General features: G+C 34.9%; 19 protein-coding genes and 1 tRNA gene. 13 read left to right on the top strand and 7 right to left on the bottom strand.

What is annotated here, in order from left to right:
* Nucleotides 1–11: 11 nt before the first annotated feature.
* Genes rodA through MVE07_RS08525 form a run of 5 tightly spaced genes read right to left on the bottom strand, consistent with a single transcriptional unit; the run spans nt 12 to nt 5,177 of the window.
* A complete protein-coding gene (gene rodA / locus MVE07_RS08545; RefSeq protein ID WP_297456319.1) occupies nt 12–1,109 on the bottom strand; it encodes a rod shape-determining protein RodA in 1,098 nt (365 codons plus the stop codon).
* On the bottom strand, nt 1,093–2,895 hold the full coding sequence (gene mrdA / locus MVE07_RS08540) for a penicillin-binding protein 2 (RefSeq protein ID WP_297456317.1): 1,803 nt from the start codon (nt 2,893–2,895) through the stop codon (nt 1,093–1,095). Before mrdA ends, rodA begins: the two co-directional genes overlap by 17 nt.
* On the bottom strand, nt 2,882–3,331 hold the full coding sequence (locus MVE07_RS08535) for a hypothetical protein (RefSeq protein ID WP_297456315.1): 450 nt from the start codon (nt 3,329–3,331) through the stop codon (nt 2,882–2,884). The genes mrdA and MVE07_RS08535 overlap by 14 nt, the downstream gene beginning before the upstream one ends.
* Nucleotides 3,328–4,137: a rod shape-determining protein MreC gene (gene mreC / locus MVE07_RS08530; protein ID WP_297456313.1), complete on the bottom strand. Its 810-nt coding sequence runs from the start codon at nt 4,135–4,137 to the stop codon at nt 3,328–3,330. Before mreC ends, MVE07_RS08535 begins: the two co-directional genes overlap by 4 nt.
* Nucleotides 4,137–5,177, bottom strand: coding sequence for a rod shape-determining protein (locus MVE07_RS08525; RefSeq protein ID WP_297456311.1), 1,041 nt, complete (start codon nt 5,175–5,177; stop codon nt 4,137–4,139). The genes mreC and MVE07_RS08525 overlap by 1 nt, the downstream gene beginning before the upstream one ends.
* Nucleotides 5,178–5,265: 88 nt before the next feature.
* Between MVE07_RS08525 and dapA the strand changes: the two genes are divergently transcribed.
* The 6 genes from dapA to MVE07_RS08495 all read left to right on the top strand — a co-directional run bounded on the left by dapA (nt 5,266) and on the right by MVE07_RS08495 (nt 9,792).
* Nucleotides 5,266–6,147, top strand: a complete 882-nt coding sequence (gene dapA, locus MVE07_RS08520) for a 4-hydroxy-tetrahydrodipicolinate synthase (RefSeq protein WP_297456309.1) — start codon at nt 5,266–5,268, stop codon at nt 6,145–6,147.
* Between the two features lie 121 nt (nt 6,148–6,268).
* Nucleotides 6,269–7,084 carry a Gfo/Idh/MocA family oxidoreductase gene (locus tag MVE07_RS08515; RefSeq protein ID WP_297456307.1) on the top strand — a complete coding sequence of 272 codons (816 nt, stop codon included), beginning with the start codon at nt 6,269–6,271 and terminating at the stop codon, nt 7,082–7,084.
* Between the two features lie 10 nt (nt 7,085–7,094).
* Entirely contained in the window at nt 7,095–8,150 is a 1,056-nt protein-coding gene (locus MVE07_RS08510; RefSeq protein WP_297456306.1) for a DegT/DnrJ/EryC1/StrS family aminotransferase, read from the top strand.
* 12 nt (nt 8,151–8,162) lie between these two features.
* Entirely contained in the window at nt 8,163–8,627 is a 465-nt protein-coding gene (gene ribE, locus MVE07_RS08505) for a 6,7-dimethyl-8-ribityllumazine synthase (RefSeq protein ID WP_297456304.1), read from the top strand.
* Entirely contained in the window at nt 8,627–9,067 is a 441-nt protein-coding gene (gene nusB, locus MVE07_RS08500) for a transcription antitermination factor NusB (protein ID WP_297456302.1), read from the top strand. The genes ribE and nusB overlap by 1 nt, the downstream gene beginning before the upstream one ends.
* Nucleotides 9,064–9,792 (top strand): metallophosphoesterase family protein, encoded by a 729-nt coding sequence (locus MVE07_RS08495; protein ID WP_297456300.1) that lies wholly within the window; start codon nt 9,064–9,066, stop codon nt 9,790–9,792. Before nusB ends, MVE07_RS08495 begins: the two co-directional genes overlap by 4 nt.
* On the opposite strand, the gene yajC is transcribed toward MVE07_RS08495, so the two are convergent.
* Nucleotides 9,789–10,085, bottom strand: a complete 297-nt coding sequence (yajC, locus tag MVE07_RS08490) for a preprotein translocase subunit YajC (protein WP_297456298.1) — start codon at nt 10,083–10,085, stop codon at nt 9,789–9,791. The two genes, MVE07_RS08495 and yajC, sit on opposite strands and share 4 nt — an antisense overlap.
* A gap of 158 nt (nt 10,086–10,243) precedes the next feature.
* Here yajC and MVE07_RS08485 point away from each other — a divergent pair.
* Nucleotides 10,244–10,319, top strand: a tRNA-Phe gene (locus MVE07_RS08485).
* Between the two features lie 257 nt (nt 10,320–10,576).
* Here the strand turns inward: MVE07_RS08485 and MVE07_RS08480 are convergent.
* Nucleotides 10,577–10,927 (bottom strand): DUF5335 domain-containing protein, encoded by a 351-nt coding sequence (locus tag MVE07_RS08480; protein ID WP_297456296.1) that lies wholly within the window; start codon nt 10,925–10,927, stop codon nt 10,577–10,579.
* A 93-nt stretch (nt 10,928–11,020) separates the two neighbouring features.
* Here MVE07_RS08480 and mutL point away from each other — a divergent pair, with 93 nt between their 5' ends.
* The 6 genes from mutL to MVE07_RS08450 all read left to right on the top strand — a co-directional run bounded on the left by mutL (nt 11,021) and on the right by MVE07_RS08450 (nt 19,141).
* Nucleotides 11,021–12,544 carry a DNA mismatch repair endonuclease MutL gene (mutL, locus tag MVE07_RS08475; protein ID WP_297456294.1) on the top strand — a complete coding sequence of 508 codons (1,524 nt, stop codon included), beginning with the start codon at nt 11,021–11,023 and terminating at the stop codon, nt 12,542–12,544.
* Complete coding sequence (glnD, locus tag MVE07_RS08470; RefSeq protein ID WP_297456292.1) at nt 12,541–15,138, top strand: [protein-PII] uridylyltransferase; 2,598 nt, start codon at nt 12,541–12,543, stop codon at nt 15,136–15,138. The genes mutL and glnD overlap by 4 nt, the downstream gene beginning before the upstream one ends.
* Before the next feature lie 156 nt (nt 15,139–15,294).
* The gene (gene groES, locus MVE07_RS08465; protein WP_297456290.1) at nt 15,295–15,588 is read left to right on the top strand and encodes a co-chaperone GroES; all 294 of its coding nucleotides are present in this window, start codon (nt 15,295–15,297) and stop codon (nt 15,586–15,588) included.
* 26 nt (nt 15,589–15,614) lie between these two features.
* The gene (gene groL / locus MVE07_RS08460; RefSeq protein WP_297456288.1) at nt 15,615–17,252 is read left to right on the top strand and encodes a chaperonin GroEL; all 1,638 of its coding nucleotides are present in this window, start codon (nt 15,615–15,617) and stop codon (nt 17,250–17,252) included.
* A 219-nt stretch (nt 17,253–17,471) separates the two neighbouring features.
* Complete coding sequence (locus tag MVE07_RS08455) at nt 17,472–17,810, top strand: P-II family nitrogen regulator (protein ID WP_297456286.1); 339 nt, start codon at nt 17,472–17,474, stop codon at nt 17,808–17,810.
* A 29-nt stretch (nt 17,811–17,839) separates the two neighbouring features.
* Entirely contained in the window at nt 17,840–19,141 is a 1,302-nt protein-coding gene (locus tag MVE07_RS08450) for an ammonium transporter (protein WP_297456284.1), read from the top strand.
* Nucleotides 19,142–19,177: the final 36 nt, after the last annotated feature.

Below are 19,177 nucleotides of genomic sequence, written 5' to 3'. Positions count from 1 at the left end.
TTCCAGATAAATTATCTAAAGTGTAGTTTCTGGGTTTTGTGCGCCCTTATTACGCTTAAAGTAGCACCGATTATCAGAGAAAAGGTTAACATTGATGTTCCGCCGTAGCTCATAAAAGGCAGTGTTATCCCAACAACAGGGGCAAGGCCAACTGTCATTGCTATATTAATAAATGCCTGAGTGGTAATTAATCCAGCAGCACCATAGCAAATTAATTTACCTTCTAAGTCTTTAATCTTATTTCCCCAGTATATAAGCCGCAGTCCTATTATCAAATAAACAAGAAGTATAGTAAAAGATATAACAAAACCCCATTCCTCTCCTATGGTTGCAAATATAAAATCTGTATGCTGTTCTGGGAGAAAAAATAATTTTGACTGGGTGCCGTGTAAAAAGCCTTTTCCTGTTAATTCCCCCGAACCTATTGCAATTTTAGACTGAAGAATATGATATGCACTTCTAAAAGGGTCTGCCTCAGGGTTTAAAAAGGCAAGTATTCTTTTTTTCTGGTAATCCTTTAGATGTTCCCATATAAACGGAGATGCAATAATTAGCCCTATAAATGTTCCTGCTATTATTTTTTTGGATATACCTGCAACAAATAACATAAAAACTACAGGTATAAGTATTGTTATTGCTGTCCCAAGGTCAGGTTGTTTTAAAGTAAGCACCACAGGAATTAAAGTTGTTATTCCAACCAATATTAATGTTTTTGTATCAACCTTTTCCCTGTTTCCTAAAATAAATGCAGTCGTCAATATAATTACAAATTTCATCAGCTCAGAAGGTTGAACGGTAAAAAATCCCAGACTTATCCATCTTTTTGCACCAAGTATTGTTGTTCCAACAAAGATAACGGCAATTAACATGGTAACAGCTATCACATAAATTACTGGGGAGTAAAAGACCAGTTTTTTATAGTTGATGAAAGGCATAAGAAGAATAATAAAAATACCTGTAATGGCATAAATTCCCTGTTTTATATATAAATTGCTATATTCATGTATTGTTGCACTGTATATATTTAAAACACTCCAGCCTATCAAAAAAAATACAGCGGTAAGTATCACCCAATCATAATTTTCAAAAAAACTATTTCTGGATTTCATTAAATAATCCTTCCTGATAAAGTCTTTCTATAATATCTTTTGTTATAGGGGCTGCTGTTTTACTTCCGCCTATTCCGTGTTCAACAAAAACTGATATCACAAATTTAGGTTTGTAATAAGGGGCAAAGTCCACGAACCATGCGTGGTTCTGGAGTTTCCATTTTTCAATTTCCTGTTTAAGTTTTTTATGCCTGAATACCTGTGCCGTTCCTGTTTTTCCTGCATTTTTTACAGGTGCATCTTTTAGAATTTTTGCTGTTCCTCTTTTCCCGTAAACAACTTTATACAATCCTAATTTTACAATGTTGTAATAAAATTTTTTTATATCTAACTTCCTTATTAGTTGTGGCTTTGTTTCAATGAATTTTCTTTCCTTTGTGTCAAAGTAAGCCTTTAATAGTTTCGGCTTAAGAATTTTTCCTCCGTTTACCACTGGAACGAGTATTTTTGAACTGTCAAAGGGAGTAATAGCTAAAAATCCCTGACCAATACTGTAGTTTACAGTGTCCCCGAGATACCATGGTTCACCTATGTGAGAGAGTTTCCATTGAGGGTCAGGAACTCTGGCTGTTCTTTTTTCCAGTTGAGGATTTAGCTTTTCACCTATACCAAATAATCTGGCATAATAGCTAATTTTTTCAGCTCCCAGTTTTATTCCCACTTGATAGAAAAATGTATCACAGGACATCTCAAGAGCCCTTATAACATTTATTTTTCCACAACCTGCCGGGTTCCAGTTTCTATAAATCCATTTGCCTATCTTGAATCTGGCGCCGCTAAATATTTTTTGATAGGGATAAATAACTCCTTCCTGAAGTGCTGCAAGGGAAACAGTTATCTTGAATATTGAGCCCGGCGGGTATAAACCATAAAGGGCTTTATTAAACAAAGGTTTATATTCATTTTTTATCAGTGCTTTCCACTCTTTAGCTGTTAGGCCATCAGAAAATTTTTGTATGTCATAAATTGGATAACTAAGCAATGCCAGTATTTCATAAGTATATGGATTCACAATAACAACAGCACCTGATTTTTGACCTGAATTTTTAAAAGCTTCATAAGCTATTTTCTGAATTCTTGCATCCACAGTCAGATATATATCATTTCCACGTTTAGGCTGTTTTTCCCATAGGACTTTTTTGATTCTTCCTCTGGCATCAACCATAACTGCTTTTGCTCCATATTCACCCCTCAAATATTTATCAAAGATTTTTTCAACACCACTTTTTCCTATTAAAGTATCAGGGGTTATATCTTCTATATTTTGAAGTTCATTTTTTGAGGGATAGCCTACATATCCAAGGAGATGGGGCATGTATTTAGCATACTCGGTGTAAACTCTTCGCGGTTGAACTTCCAAAAAAAGTCCTTCAAAATCCATCCAGTTGTTAAAAAATTTTTGAACCTGTTCTTGAGATAGATTTTTGGCAATTACAACTTTGTTTGCATATCCTTTTTTAATCTTTTCAATAGTTTTTTTATCTAATTGAATGCCGAGTATTTCATTTAAGGACTTTATTAAATGATTTAATTTTTCCTTTTTCTTTACCATATATGGAAAAGTATATATCTGATAGGTGGGAACATCATAAGCAAGGAGTATTCCGTTTCTGTCGTATATTTTGCCTCTGGGGGCATTCTGGATTAATATTCTGATATGGTTTTTTTCTGAAATTTCTCTATAATAACTGCCTTTTATGATTTGCAGATATACTAATCTCCCTGCAAGTATAGAAAATCCTATTAAAAAGAAAGCTATTAGAATTTTTACTCTATCTATTTTCATCTAAAAAACTAACCGCATAAAATACTGAAAGATTTAGTAAAAAATATATAAGATGCTGGTATGACAACTCAAAAACTCCTGTTTTAAAAAAAATCAATGCACTTTTAATTCCAACATCAACTGCGGTAACCAATAAAATCAAAAATCCTTTTATCAAAAGGGATGAATAATAAAATTTATCCTTAAAGGTTAAAGTAACAATAACAATCAAAGATTTTGTTATTGTATTAAAAACTAAACCTATAGGGGAAAGTAAATCCTGTAAAATACCTAAAAATACAGCAAGTTTTAAAGAGTCTTTTAGGTTATTCTTTAAGGCATAAATGATTACAAAAATTGTTAAAAAATCAGGAATTATTCCGTTATATGAAAAAATTTTAATGAAAACCGAGGACTGAAGTAAAAGTAAAATAACTCCCAGTATATAAAATTTCACTTTTTATCCTCATTTTCAGTTATCGGAATAAATACCACTACGTATTCGGTTTTAAATGGATTAATTTTAAGGGATACGCTTACATTTTTATAAAAATTTCCTTCTTCATAGGAAACAGAAGATATTTCTCCGATTGGAATTCCTTCAGGTATTTTATTTTCTATCCCTGAAGTTTCTACGATATCTCCTATCCTAATATCCTGTTCAGGTTTAACAAAAATCAGCTGACCTTCCTTTTCATTTTTTCCCTGAAACAAAACAAATTCTCTGGTCTTTCTACATCTGGCAGAAATTCTAAAATTTTTATCAGAAATTAGAATAACCGATGATGAAAACTTACCTACCTGATATACCTGTCCAAACAGATATCCATTTGAAACAACAATATCTCCTTCTTTTATCCCATCTTTTTTCCCAAGATTGATAACTACATACTCACTCCAATTATCAGGTGAATATCCTATAATTCTTCCTGTTATAAGCCTGAAATTAGGGTATCTGTTAACAATGTTAAGTTGTTTTTTTAGCTCTGCATTTTCATCTTCCAGTCTTTTGAGGTAAATTATCTGTGCTTTTAAAAGTTCCAGTTTTTGTTGAAGATTATTATTTTCCTGAATAAGTTCTGTTTTTGAGGCTATCATCTGAGATATATAATCAAAAAAACCTGATACTTTATCAAAGGCATACATAAAGGGATATGAAATATCAAGGGCTAATCCCTTGACGAAATCTGTTCTTACGACTAAAAGTCCCCCTCCAACGACAAGTAACAAAATCAAACCAATAATAATAAGCTTTTTTTTCATTACTGGAATGAAATTCTTTTAATCAGGTCAATATCATCTAGAGCTATTCCTATACCACGGGCAACTGCTGTAAGAGGATCATCGCAGTAATAAACAGGCAGGTCTGTTTCTTCTCTAAGTCTTATATCGAGACCATGTAATAGAGAACCGCCACCGGCAAGGACTATTCCCCTTTCTACAATGTCCGCAGACAATTCAGGTGGAGTTTTTTCAAGGGCAAGTCTGACAGCGTTAACTATACTCTGGACAACATTTTCAAGTGCCTGTCTAACTTCTTCACCTTTTATCTCTACGCTGCTTGGAAGTCCCCTGAGGTCTCTACCGGGAACAACCATTGTTTTGTTGTCCCTGTCTGTAGGATATGCAGAACCAAGCTCTATTTTAATTCTTTCTGCAGATTGTTCACCTATCAAGAGATTGTGTTTTCTTTTCATAAATTGGATTATAGCTTCATTCATTTCATCGCCGGCAATTTTTATACTTTCAGATAAAACAAGTCCTGAAAGGGATATTACAGCTATCTCAGATGTTCCACCACCAATATCAACAATCATATTTCCGCCGGGTTCCTGTATAGGAAGGCCGGCACCTAAAGCTGCTGCCATAGGCTCAGCAATTAAAAATACTTCCCGTGCTCCTGATTGTTTTGCAGCATCAATAACAGCCCTTTTTTCAACGGTAGTTATACCTGAAGGAACTCCTATAATAACCCTCGGCCTTGGTCTAAGTATTTTAGATAAAGCCATATTAGAATGAACTTTTCTTATAAAGTATTTAAGCATCTCCTGTGTTACATCAAAATCTGCTATAACACCATCCTTTAAAGGTCTAATTACTTCTATTTCTTTTGGGGTTTTCCCTATCATCTGTTTTGATTCTATACCAACAGCTATAACATTTCCGGTTCTTGTATCCTGTGAAACTATTGATGGTTCTGATAAAACAATTCCTTTTCCTTTTACAAAAACAAGAGTATTTGCAGTTCCAAGGTCAATACCGATATCATTGGAAAAAGCACCGATTAACCTGTCTAAAAACATAATCCCTCCAGATTTTTTGAGTTAAGATAAATTGGCAAATATATTATAAACTATTATTAAATATAAATTTCTCAAGTTGGAGGTAATTATGTTTAAAGGCTCAATAGTGGCACTTATAACACCATTTAAAAATGGCTCCATAGACAGAAAATCTTTGAAAAATCTAATAGATTTCCATGTGGAAAATGGAACAGATGCAATTGTTGTAGCAGGAACCACAGGAGAATCAGCTACGTTAACTTTTCCTGAACATGAAGAACTGATAAATCTTGCTGTTGAATACGCAGATAAAAGAATTCCAATTATTGCAGGAACAGGCGCAAATGCAACTCATGAAGCAATAGCATTAACTAAATCTGCAGAAAAAGCAGGTGTAGATGGTTCGCTTCAGATAGTGCCTTATTACAACAAGCCTACACAGGAAGGAATCTATCAGCATTTTAAGGCAATTTGTGAGGAAACTAACATCCCATTGATTTTATATAACATCCCATCAAGAACAGGAACAGATATGCTTCCTGAAACTTTTGCGAGACTTTACGCAGATTTTCCAAATGTAATAGGTCTTAAAGAAGCAACTGGAAATGTGGCAAGGGTATCAGAAACTATAGCCTTAACAAATCCAGATGTGGTTATACTTTCAGGAGACGATGCACTTACACTTCCAATGATGTCTGTAGGAGCAAAAGGTGTTATATCTGTGGCAAATAATCTGGTTCCAAAAGATATTGCTGAGATGTGTAGGCTGGCATTGGAAGGTAATTTTGAAGAAGCAAGAAAAATCCATGACAAATATTGGAAATTATTCAAAATATTATTCATAGAAACCAATCCTATCCCTGTTAAGACTGCAGCATACCTTATAGGTCTAATAGATGATATAGAAATGAGACTTCCACTATATTACATGAAAAAAGAAAATGAAGAAAAACTTAAACAGGTGCTTAAAGAGTATGGTTTAATCAAATAGATTTTTGCAAAATTGCAAAAATCTTTCTATGAAAATTTCTTATTTTTCAAAAACTTGGTATAGGCATGTTTTTTGCTTTATTTAGTTTTGAAAATATTTAGAAGCCACAGGAGGAATTTTTTTGAAAGTAGGTATTGTTGGCACCGGGAATATGGGTTCAAAGTATGTAAATAAATTTGATACACTTGGCCTTGATGCTGTTTTAATAGACCTTGATGCAAAAAGGCTTTCTGAATTTCCGGATAAATTTTCAAAGTATACAGACCTTGATGAAGCACTGAAAAAAGAAGATATAAAATCCCTTTTTATAGCAACAGACCCCCGTTCGCACATTCCCCTTGCCAGAAAAGCACTTGAAAGGGGAATTAATGTAATGATTGAAAAACCACCATCAATGAAACCATCCGAGCTTGAAGAAGCTATTGAGTTTGCCAAAAAAAATGAAGCAGTTCTTGCAGTTTCAGAAATAGAGTTAAAATCAAATATAGTGAGGAATTTTGACGTTCAAAATGATATAGAAGAGATTGAGGCCTATAGACTTAACCTTGGTAGAGGATATATAAACCCGTTTTATGACCTTGCGTGGCATGACCTTTATATAATGAATTATCTATTTGGTGATTTTAGATTAAAATCTGTCAAGGACAGAGGAGATATATTTGATATTCATGGAGAAACACAATCCGGTGAGTTTTTCCTGCAGGTAGCATGGAGTCATGATTTTCTAAGAAGAGAATGGATACTAAAAAACAGAAATGAAGAAACAAAACTTAATTTTGCAGAGGATAAGATTATTTATCCGGATGGAACAGTAAAAGAAAAAGATAATATGGATAAATTGGAATTAATGATTTCTGAATTCCTTACAAATCCTGCTTTTGAAAGTGCTTACAGGGCATTAAATATTCTGAAAGAATTCAATAAATTCTCAATATAAAGGAGAGGCAATGATACCAATAATAAAACCTGTTTTTGGAGCTGAAGAAGAAAAAACAGTAATGGAAATTATCAAAAATGGTCAGATAACCAGAGGAAAATGGACTTTAAAATTTAAAGAAGAGTTTAGCAACTATATAGGAGCATCCTTTTGTCATACAGTGTGCAGTGGCACAGCTGCACTTTATATTGCCTTAAAAGCATTGGGGATAAATAACAAGGATGACATAGTAATTGTTCCATCTCTTAGCTTTATGGCAACAATAGACGCTGTTATCCTTGCTGGTGGGACTCCCGTTGTTATTGATGTAGGAGAAGACTACTGTATGGACCCATTCCAGCTGGAACAGGCTGTTGAAAAATATAAGCCAAAGGTTATTATACCTGTTCATCTATTCGGACAGCCTGCAGATATGGATAAAATAAAAGCGATTTGTGAACCAAAAGGAATTCATGTCCTTGAGGATGCGGCACAGGCACATGGAGCAGAATACAAAGGCAAAAAAGCAGGGAATCTTGGGGATGTAGCCGCATTTAGTTTTTATGCTTCAAAAAATGTAGCAATGGGAGAAGGTGGAGCGATTCTCACAAACAGTATTGCAATAGATGAAAGAATTTCAAACTGGATAGAATTTGGAGACCATCCTGCCCTAAATCTGAGAATAACAGAGTTTCAGGCAGGTATTGGATACTGGCAGCTTAAAAAACTGGATGAAATGAATGAGAAAAGAAGAAAAATAGCCCAGCTTTATAATGAAGAATTCAAAGACCTTCCAGGGCTAATTCTTCCAAAAGAAGAAGAAGGAAGAAAGCATGTTTACCATATTTATGCTTTAAGACATCCAGACAGAGACACAATAGTTGAAAGGCTTATTGAAAAAGGCATAGGTGCAAGAATTTATTATGAATACACCCTCCATCAGCTTAGAAATGCAGAGCATCTGGACTGTAGCTTTGGAGAAAAAGTAACAAAAGAGATTTTTGCAATACCTGTTCATCCTGCTTTGAAAAATGATGAAGTGTCTTATATCATAGAAACAGTAAAAGATGTGGTCAAAAATATATAACAGGGTGAAAAGATGAGAAATATAGAAGGTCAATTATCCGCAGAAGGATTAAACTTTGCCATAGTTGTCGGCAGGTTCAATAACCTAATTACAGAAAAGCTTCTTGAAGGGGCAGTTGATTGTATTGTCAGACATGGAGGTTCAGAGGATAACATTACTGTTATCAGAGTTCCCGGTTCATTTGAAATACCATTAATAGCCAAGAAAGCTGCGAAATCAGGCAAATACGACGCAGTTATATGTCTTGGGGCTGTTATCAGAGGTGCAACACCCCATTTTGAGTATGTAGCAGCAGAGGTTACAAAAGGAATTGCACTTGTATCCCTTGAAACCGAGGTGCCAGTGGCATATGGTATATTAACCACTGATACAATAGAGCAGGCTGTGGAAAGAGCAGGGACAAAAATGGGTAATAAAGGTTTTGATGCTGCTTTGACAGCTATAGAAATGGTAAATGTGATTAAAGGAATGGAGTAATGGAGAAAACAGGTAAGTATAGAAAAAAAGCGAGAGAGATACTTTTCAGAACATTATACACATACGATCTGAAAGGCGGAGATATATTCGAGATATTAGAAGAACATATAAAAGATATAAGGGATGAACTCTCTCCTGAAGTTCTGGAATATGCCTATTCTATTGCTAAAGGAATTATGGACTCCCTTGATGATATAGACAAAATACTTAGAGAAAATCTCAAAGGCTGGCGTCTTGAAAGATTAGGATATCCTGAGAGGGCATTGCTCAGGCTTGGAACTTATGAGCTTGTTTTTTCAGATGTTCCAGATAAGGGAAGAGTTTTTATTGATATATTAGACCTTGCAAAATGTTATCTTGATAATGAAGATAGCCTAAAGTTTATAAACGGTGTTCTAAGCACCATTTATAAAAAATATCATCAAGATGTGAAAGTATGAGAATAGCATTAATCTCTGATATCCATTCTAATATCCATGCCCTTGAGGCAGTAGAAAAAGATATAAAGGAAAATCAAATAGACCGTATATTTTGTCTTGGGGATATAATCAATTTTGGAGCACATCCTAAAGAATGTCTTGATTGGGTCAGGGAAAACTGTGATATTGTTCTTAAAGGGGAACATGACATTTTAGTGGCTGATCCAGGAGAGGTTTTTGTATCTAATCCTTATGCAATTCAGGCTGCAGACTGGACTTTTGATATGCTTGATGAAAAAGATTTTGAGTATATAAAATCTTTGGAAAACTTTTATGAAGAACCGGAATTTATTTTGACCCATGATGAACCTACCGTTCCCGGAACATACAGTTTTATGACTTCTTTAAGGGATGCAAAAGAAACATTTAGCTGTTTTGACAATAGATTTTGTTTTTATGGTCATACCCATCTACAGATATTATTTGTAAAAGATAAAGAGGATGTTTTTGCAGAAAAAGTAGAAACATATCCTATAAAAGAAGGTCAGCAATATCTAATCAGTGTTGGTAGTGTAGGTCAACCAAGGGATAGAGATACAAGGGCAGGTTATACAATAGTTGATACAGATGAAGGATATATTCAGTTTAAAAGAGTTCCTTATGATTTTGAAAAAGCGGCGGCAGACATACTGAATGCGGGTCTGCCGGAAATGTTTGCGAATATCTTGAAAATGAAGAAAGATTAACTTTCCTTTTTAGATTTTTCTTCAAATGGTGCAGCAATCGCTGATTTGAGGACTTTTATCATTGTTCCTTCAGAAACTTTGAGAGTAACTGTCTTTTCATCAATAGATTTAACTTCCCCTATAATTCCACCTGAGGTAACAACTTTATCCCCTTTTTTCAGAGAATTAATAAATTCCTGATGTTTTTTCCTCTGTTGTTGCTGTGGTCTGTAAAGGAGAAAATAAAATATGGCAATAAGAATTACCATCCATATAACAGCACCAACTATACTGCTCATCGCATCGCCTTGCATAGACAACCTCCTTGAAAAGTTTAATTAATTATTCTACACCAGAATAAAACCTCTTTATAGTAAAGATTAGGAAAGATTTAAGAAGCCGGAAAAATATACAAAAAGTCTTGACATTCAGGCGCAACAGGTATAAACTATTTTATCCAGAATAAAGGTGTGGCCAGGTAGCTCAGTTGGTAGAGCACGCGGCTGAAAACCGCGGTGTCGGCGGTTCGATTCCGCCCTTGGCCACCATAATATAACTCTTCCCTTTCCCTTTCAAATAATTTCATCTCAAAATTTCATAGAATTTTCTCTTTTGATTTATTTTTCATCTATTTTTTGCCAATTAGGGATATTTAATACCAAGGCTTTAAAAGAAAAAACCATATGGTTAATTTTTAGGATATCTGAGGTGAAAATTTCCGGTAATTAATATATTTTTGTAGATCTAATCCTGATAGTAAAAATTTGCCTTAAAAATTAATTAAGGGGCTTTCGCCCCTTATTCTTTATTTTTCTGGAAGTGCTTCAGGAGTTCTTAGTTTGATTATATGTTTTGTCCCATCTTCCTGAACAACTTCAATCGTTTTTATACCATCAACATCTTCATCAACATAAATTTCCACAGGTTTGTGAATTAGATGGTCATGTCTTTCTGCAGCCACTTCAAACTCATCGTCCTTTGGGTCATAAGCTAGTCCTACAAGTGGTTGCCACCAGGTTTCAACCTGATCGCCAATTTCATCATTTACAATTTCAATCTGAACTTCCTTTGCAGGAATTTGTCCTTCCCTATACTTCTTGTCAAATTCGTTAAAGTAACTTTCCCATTCAGATTTTTCCAGTTTCTTTACAGCCATGTTCAGCCCTCCTTGAGAATTTTTTTTGTTTTCTTAAATTATCTGTGCAATAAATAATATTATTTCCCTGAAACTGTTTTACAAGAGGAAAAAATGAGAATTAAAAAATTACCTGTAGAAATAATAAATAAAATAGCTGCAGGAGAAATAATAGACAGACCTGCAAGCGTTTTAAAAGAGTTAATAGAAAACTCCCTTGATGCACAGGCAGATAGAATAGAAATAAAAATTGAAAAAGGCGGAAAAAAACTAATTGAGGTAAAAGATAACGGCACAGGCATACACCCTGATGATATTATGTTTGCAGTTGATAGGCATGCAACCAGCAAGATTTCTTCTATAGACCAGCTGTATGCACTGGATAGCTATGGTTTCCGTGGAGAAGCCCTCGCAAGTATCGCTTCTGTTTCAAAATTTAGTCTTATTTCAAGGGCAAAAGGTTTTCCACTGGGAAAGGAACTTTATATAGAAGGTGGAGTTTTTAAACATCTGACAGACACAGGAGCACCTGAAGGGACAACAGTTAGAGTTAAAGACCTATTTTTCAATATTCCTGTCCGGCAAAAATTCCTAAAATCAGAAAAGACAGAATTAAACCACATAATAGATGTTTTCTTAAGATATGCTATTTACCACAATAATGTATTTTTTAGCCTTGAAGTTGATGGGAAAAATATTTATACCCTTTTACCTGCAGACAGAAGGCAGAGAATAAAAGATTTATTTCCAAAAGCAGAAAATATTCTAACTTTTTCACAGGAAAATCAGACAGGAAAAGCTTACGGCTTTTTACTTCCGGATTACCAGACAGGAAAAGAGTTTATTTACATCAATGGAAGACCTGTCAGAAACAGCCTTATTAAAAAAGTTTTAAAATCAAAGGCTGGAAAAACAATATCTATTTTATTCTTAGAACTGCCACCTTATATGGTTGACCATAATGTCCACCCTGCAAAAATAGAAGTTAAGCTAAGAAAAGAAAATCCTGTTTTGGAACTGACAAAAGAAGCACTGGAAAATGTATCAAAACCTAAGATAAATTATAGCCTAAATCAAAAAACAGCCAAGTATAACAGCCAGTTTGAGATTATTGGCCAGATAGAAAATACATTTCTTGTTGTTTATTTTGATGGTGAGGTTTACTTTATAGATCAGCATGTAGCAAGTGAAAGAATTAATTATGAACTACTACTGAAAAAATATAGAACAACCGGATTAGAGTCAAAAGAGATAAAACCTGTAAAAATTCCTCTTGATGAAAACCAAATTGAAAAGATCAAAAATCTAAAAGGCAAATTAAAAAATGCAGGAATAGAGTTTGAAATTTTACTTGATGGCATTAAAATAACAAAATCCCACCTTGAAGGAGAAACCCTTAAAAATCTCATACTCTCCCTGACAGAAACAGAATATCCTGATATTGAGATAGAGAAATTTCTGGGGGAGATTGCCTGTGAGCTTTCAATTGAAGCCGGAGAAATCCTCGACGATGAAGAGGCCAAAAATCTCCTTAAAATATGGCTTGCAACAAACAATCCAAATCTATGTCCCCACGGAAGACCCATTTATTATAAAATTCCAGTTGAAACCATAAAAAAGAAGGTAGGTAGGGTATGATGAATAAAACACTGGAAAAAAAGAAACAGGAAATATTAAAAAACTACTTTGAAAAAAAAGAGGAAATCGTCCAGAAACATAGAGCAGGTGCCGACGGTCTGGAAACAGTCCGTTCATTATCAGACCTCACAGACGAAACCATAAAACAGCTTGCAGAGATATCCTTTAAAGATTTATCCCAGATAGCAATTGTTGTTTTAGGAGGATATGGAAGGAGAGAGCTCTGTTTTAAATCTGATATAGATTTGTCCCTTGTTTTTGAACCTGATAATTTTGAACAGCTAAAGGAAGGGATAGAAAACTTCTATTACGCACTTTTAGACCTTAAAGTTGATATTGGATTTTCGCCACGGGATATAAAAACATTCCTTGATTTATCAAAAGAAGACCTTACCGTAGCAACTTCTTTGCTACAAGGAAGATTTATTATTGGGAATAAAGAACTTTATGACGAGCTTATAAAAAAATTTAAAAGATTAATCAGAAGGAAAAGATCAGCCTATATAAATGCTACCCTCAGAGCCAGAAAAATGAGATACCAAAGAACCGGTTCAACCATTTACATGATGGAACCTCATATAAAAGAGGGTGAAGGAGGTCTGAGGGACTTCCATGAGGTTTTCTGGATTGCAAAAGTTTTAGATGACGTCCCTAATTATCACTACTTTGTGGAAAACAATATAATCCTTGAGGAAGAATATCAGGAACTTATCAGAGCTTATAACTTTCTCTTAAGACTTAGAAATGAGATGCACCTAATATGCAATAAAAGATGTGATGTTCTGGTCAGGCCCCTTCAGGAAGAAGTAGCAAAAAAATTAGGCTATGTAGAAGCTCCTTATGATGAAGAAGCCCTCAGAGAAAGCGTTGAAAAAATGATGAGGCTTTATTACCTGTATGCAAAATCAATAAACACTATAACAAAGAGAATTCTAAAAGCCCTTACTGAAGAAGATGAACTTGAAATTCATGAACCTATTGATGATGTCTTTTCCAGAACATCTATTGAGCTTGATGTATTCAACAAAAACAAATTTGAAAAAGATGTAAAAAATATTCTAAAAGCATTCCTGTATTTTAAAGAATATAATCTCGATTTTTCTTCTGAACTGGAATTTTTAATTAGGAAAAATGAAGAAAAACTGAGAGAAAACAGAGACAATCCTGAGATAAAAAGCCTTGTTAGAAAAATATTCTCTGATCCAAAAAATCTTGCAAAAACTCTTAGAAAAATGCAGGACTTTTATGTTCTTGATGACCTTATACCAGAATTCGGATATCAAAGGTGCCATTTCCAGTATGATGCTTACCACAAATACACAACAGATGCTCATGCAATAAAGGCAGTGGAAGAGCTGGAAAGTCTCAAAAAAGTTGACCATCCCCACAGAAAAATGATGTATGAGCTTTACAAGGAGATAGACAGGGTTGATTTACTTACATGGGCTATCTTTTTGCACGATATAGGAAAGGGACATAAAACTGACCACTGTATTTTAGGAGAAAAAATGGCAAGGGATATTATGCGTAGATTTGGCTATCCTGAAAGGGACGCAGAGATTGTTGGTTTCCTTGTTAGACATCATCTTGATATGGCAAAGATCTCCCAAAGAAGAAATTTAAACGACCCAAAGGTTATAAATGATTTTGCAAAAACCATAAAAAACAAAGAGCTATTAAAGATGCTTACAGTCCTAACATGGTGCGATGCAAATGCCGTTGGTCCTAACATCTGGAATGACTGGAAAAACTCTCTTCTGTGGGAACTTTACCACAAAACAATGGAAGTCCTTGAAGAAAATGTTTCTTATGAAGAGATAGCAGCTAAAAAGATAGAAGAAAAAAGAAAAAAACTTTATGCACTTCTTGAAGCAGAGCTTGGAGAAGAGAGAGCAAAATTCCATATGCAAAGATTTTCTGAATATTACCTGCTTTCAACCCCACTGGACACAATGATAAGACATATCAAAATGGAAGAACTTTTATTCAAAACAGGAAAACCCCAGTTCTTTTTTGATAAAAATTATGGTATAGGATTTTCCGAACTTATTGTAGTTTTGGATAGTAAGAAAGTAAAAAATCCATTGCTTGTTGTAACAGGAATACTTTCTTACATGGGAATTAATATTCTTTCTGTTTATAGCTATATGAGAAAAGATGGTATCGTGGTAATTGACCTTCAAATATCAACCTCATCCCTTGAAGTTGTTGAAGATAAAAAATTTGAGCAATTTAAAGAACTGTTTGCCAAATATCTTGACAAAAAACTTACCCTTGAAGACCTTTCTAAAAAAAGGAACACTGTATTTAAAGCATCTGTAATTCCACCACCGACATTTGTAAAAGTGGACAACAGTTCATCGGACATTTACACCATATTTGATATTTCTGGAGAAGATAGAATAGGATTACTATTTGATATTTTCAAAGTATTTGCGAAATTTGATCTCTACGTCCATATAGTCAAAGTTGCTACTCAAGGGGAAAGGATAAGAGATGCTTTTTATGTAAGAACTCCAGACAAGAAAAAAATCACAGATGAATCACTCTTAGAACAGATTAAGGAACAGTTATATAAAGTGATTAAAAAATAGGCAGGTAAAACGTTTAAATCAAGTATAGGGTTTATTTTGGTCTTATAAAATCTGAGTCAAATACAAGCATATTTTATATGCAAACTTATTGCATTTTTTTATATTCAGGAATATAATATTAAATAGTAAAAATAAAGAAAAAGGAGGTTATGCAGGATGGCTAAAATCACACCCCTCTACGATAGAGTAGTGATCAAACCTGCAGAAGAAGCAGAAGAAAAAACTCCATCAGGAATTATCATCCCTGATACAGCTAAAGAAAAACCATCAGAAGGTGAAGTAATAGCCGTTGGTGAAGGAAGACTTTTAGAAAATGGAGAAATCAAACCATTAAAAGTAAAAGTTGGGGACAAAGTTATCTACAGCAAATATGCCGGAAATGAATTTGTTGTTGATGGAGAAGAACTTATAGTTCTCAGAGAAGACGACATCCTTGCTATTATCCAATAACAAAAAAACAAAGGAGGTGGAAATAGATGGCAGGAAAAATGATAATCTACGGTGAAGAAGCAAGAGCAAAACTTAAAGCAGGTGTAGATAAATTAGCAAATGCTGTAAAAGTTACTCTTGGACCAAGAGGAAGAGAAGTAATCCTTGAGAAAAAATGGGGAAGCCCTAATGTAACAAAAGACGGTGTATCTGTTGCTAAAGAAATAGAACTTCCAGACCCATTAGAGAATATGGCTGCTCAGCTTGTTAAAGAAGTTGCTTCAAAAACAGCTGATGTTGCCGGTGATGGAACAACAACAGCTACAATTCTTACACAAGCTATATACACAGAAGGTCTTAAAGCTATAGCTTCAGGAGCTAACCCTGTATATGTAAAAAGAGGAATTGATGAAGCTGTAAAAGTTGTAGTAGAAGAGCTCAAAAAACTTTCTAAAGAAGTAAGCGGAAGAAAAGAAATAGAGCAAGTTGCTACAATTTCAGCTAACAACGACCCAGAAATCGGAAAAATCATTGCTGATGCAATGGAAAAAGTTGGAAAAGATGGTGTTATCACAGTAGAAGAGTCTAAAACATCTGAAACAACTCTTGAAGTTGTTGAAGGTATGCAATTTGATAGAGGATACCTCTCACCATACTTTGTAACAAACCCAGAAAAAATGGAAGCTGTATTAGAAAATCCATACATCCTCATATATGAAAAGAAAATCAGCAATATCAGAGAACTTCTCCCAGTTCTTGAAAAAGTTGTTCAAACAAACAGACCACTTGTTATCATAGCTGAAGATGTAGAAGGTGAAGCACTTGCTACACTGGTAGTAAACAACCTGAAAGGAGTTCTCAAAGTAGCTGCTGTTAAAGCTCCAGGATTTGGAGAAAGAAGAAAAGCAATGCTCCAAGATATAGCTATCCTTACAGGTGGCCAAGCTATTACAGAAGACCTTGGAATTAAACTTGAAAATGTTGATCTTGATATGCTTGGTCAAGCTGACAAAGTTGTAATAGACAAAGACAACACAACAATAATCGGTGGTAAAGGTAATCCAGAAGATATCAAAGCAAGAATTGAGCAAATCAAAGCTCAAATTGAAACAACAACATCTGAGTATGACAAAGAAAAACTTCAAGAAAGACTTGCTAAACTTGCAGGTGGAGTAGCTATTATCAAAGTTGGAGCTGCTACAGAAGCAGAACTCAAAGAGAAAAAAGACAGAGTTGATGATGCTGTTCATGCTACAAAAGCTGCTGTTGAAGAAGGAATTGTTCCAGGTGGTGGAGTAGCACTTCTCAGAGCTTCTAAAGCACTCTGTGACCTTAAAGATGAAAACCCAGATAAACAATGGGGAATTGATATTGTAAGAAAAGCTGCACAAGTTCCATTAAAACAAATTGCCAACAATGCAGGCTTTGAAGGTTCTGTTGTAATAGAAAAAGTTGAAGCAAGTGATAATGTAAACTACGGATTTAATGCTGCTACAGGTGAATATGTAGATATGCTTGAAGCTGGTATTATAGACCCAACTAAAGTTGTAAGAACCGCTATACAAAATGCTGCATCTGTAGCCGGAACAATGCTCACAGCTGAAGCACTTGTTGCTGAAATACCAGAAAAAGAAGAGAAAAATCCAGCAGCAGGAATGGAAGGAATGGGAGACATGGGCTTCTAAAAAGCCCTTAATATAAAAAGTTTTCCAAGCCCCCGTAATGGGGGCTTTTTTTTTTGCACAAATTCAGTTCAAAACCTCCCTTATTGCCTAATCTTAGTGCAAGTCCCTCACTCTCCATATTTAATAAAAATTCATATTTATCAATAACTTATACTATCAAAATTTTTGGCATGATTTTTTATTTTAAAACTTTCTGAACAAAAAACAGGAGGTTTGGTTATGAAAAAAATTGAGGCTATTATCAAGCCTTTTAAGCTGGATGAGGTTAAAGAGGCAATATCAGAACTTGGAAATTTTGGTATCACAGTTACAGAGGTAAAAGGATTCGGAAGACAAAAAGGACATACCGAGCTTTATAGGGGAGCTGAATATGTGATTGATTTTCTCCCAAAAATCAAAATTGAGATTGTTGCTGAAGATGAGATGGTTGAAAAACTTGTTGAAGCTATAACAAATGCAGCAAGAACAGGAAAAGTGGGTGATGGAAAAATCTTTATCATTCCTGTTGAAGATGCTGTAAGAATAAGAACAGGAGAAAGAGGCGTAGAAGCCCTTTAAAAAATAAATAAAAATCAGGAGGTTACAGTATGAGAATTAAATCTTTATTATTTTGGGCTTTCTCCCTGCTGGTGCCGGCTATTTCCTTTGCAGATGAAGCAAAGTTAGATACCGGTGATACCGCATGGATGATAACAGCAACAGCTCTGGTTGTTCTTATGACTGTGGGAGGACTTATCCTTTTCTACGGTGGAATGACAAGATACAAAAATATTGTTAACACAGTAATGATGGTTCTTATGGCTTATGCAATAGCAATTGTTGTGTGGTTCCTTTGGGGTTATTCTATGGCATTCACAGACGGATATGGAGCTCTTGATGCTATAGTTGGAGGATTTGGCAAATTTTTAATGAATGGAGTTGATTATAAAGCTTTAAGTGGAACATATCCTGAATGGGTATTTGCAACATTCCAGTCAACATTCGCTGCTATCACAATAGCACTTGCTGCAGGTGCAGTAATTGAAAGAATGAAATTTTCCACATGGCTCGTATTTGTAATTCTATGGATTACTTTTGTATATGCTCCAATAGCTCACGTTGTATGGGGTGGAGGTTTCCTCTTTGATGCAGGAGCTCTTGACTTTGCAGGTGGAACAGTTGTTCATATCAACGCAGGGGTAACAGGTCTGGTTTTAGCATTACTTCTTGGAAAAAGAAAAGATTACAAAAAAACAGCAATTCTTCCATCTTCAGTTGTTTTAACTGCCCTTGGTGCAGGTCTCCTGTGGTTTGGATGGTTTGGATTTAATGCAGGTTCTGCATTTGGTGCAAACGAGGTTGCAGGTGTTGCACTTCTTACAACAAACCTTGCAACAGCAGCAGCAGTTATCTCATGGGTATTAATAGAATGGATAACAGCTAAAAAGCCAACACTCCTTGGTGCTGCTTCAGGTGCTATTGCAGGTCTGGTAGCTATTACCCCAGCGGCAGGTTTTGTTAATGCTGCAGGTGCACTTATTATTGGCTTTATAGCAGGTATAGTTGGATGGTTCGGGGTTTATGTTCTCAAGAAAGCCCTTGGATATGATGACTCCCTTGATGCTTTCGGTGTTCATGGAATGGCAGGTATCTGGGGTGCATTAGCAACAGGTTTCTTCGCACTTCAACCACTCGCATGGGACGGCTCTCCTCTCCAAAACGGAGATAGAATGGGACAAATTATTGTTCAGGTTGAATCTATTTTATTCACAATAGTATTCACAGCAATTATGACAGCCATTTTATATTTTGTATCTTCTCTGTTAACAGGTGGAGCAAGAGTTGACGAAGAGACAGAAACAATGGGTCTTGATGAAGCAACACATGGAGAGAGAGGATTTAATTTATAAACAATTTCGGGGCTTTAAAAGCCCCATTTTTGCTAT

The sequence above is a fragment of the Persephonella sp. genome, from assembly GCF_027023985.1.
Taxonomy (GTDB): Bacteria; Aquificota; Aquificia; order Aquificales; family Hydrogenothermaceae; genus Persephonella_A.
The sequence above is the reverse complement of the archived record's forward strand: the minus strand, read 5'-3'. Positions and strand labels throughout refer to the sequence as shown.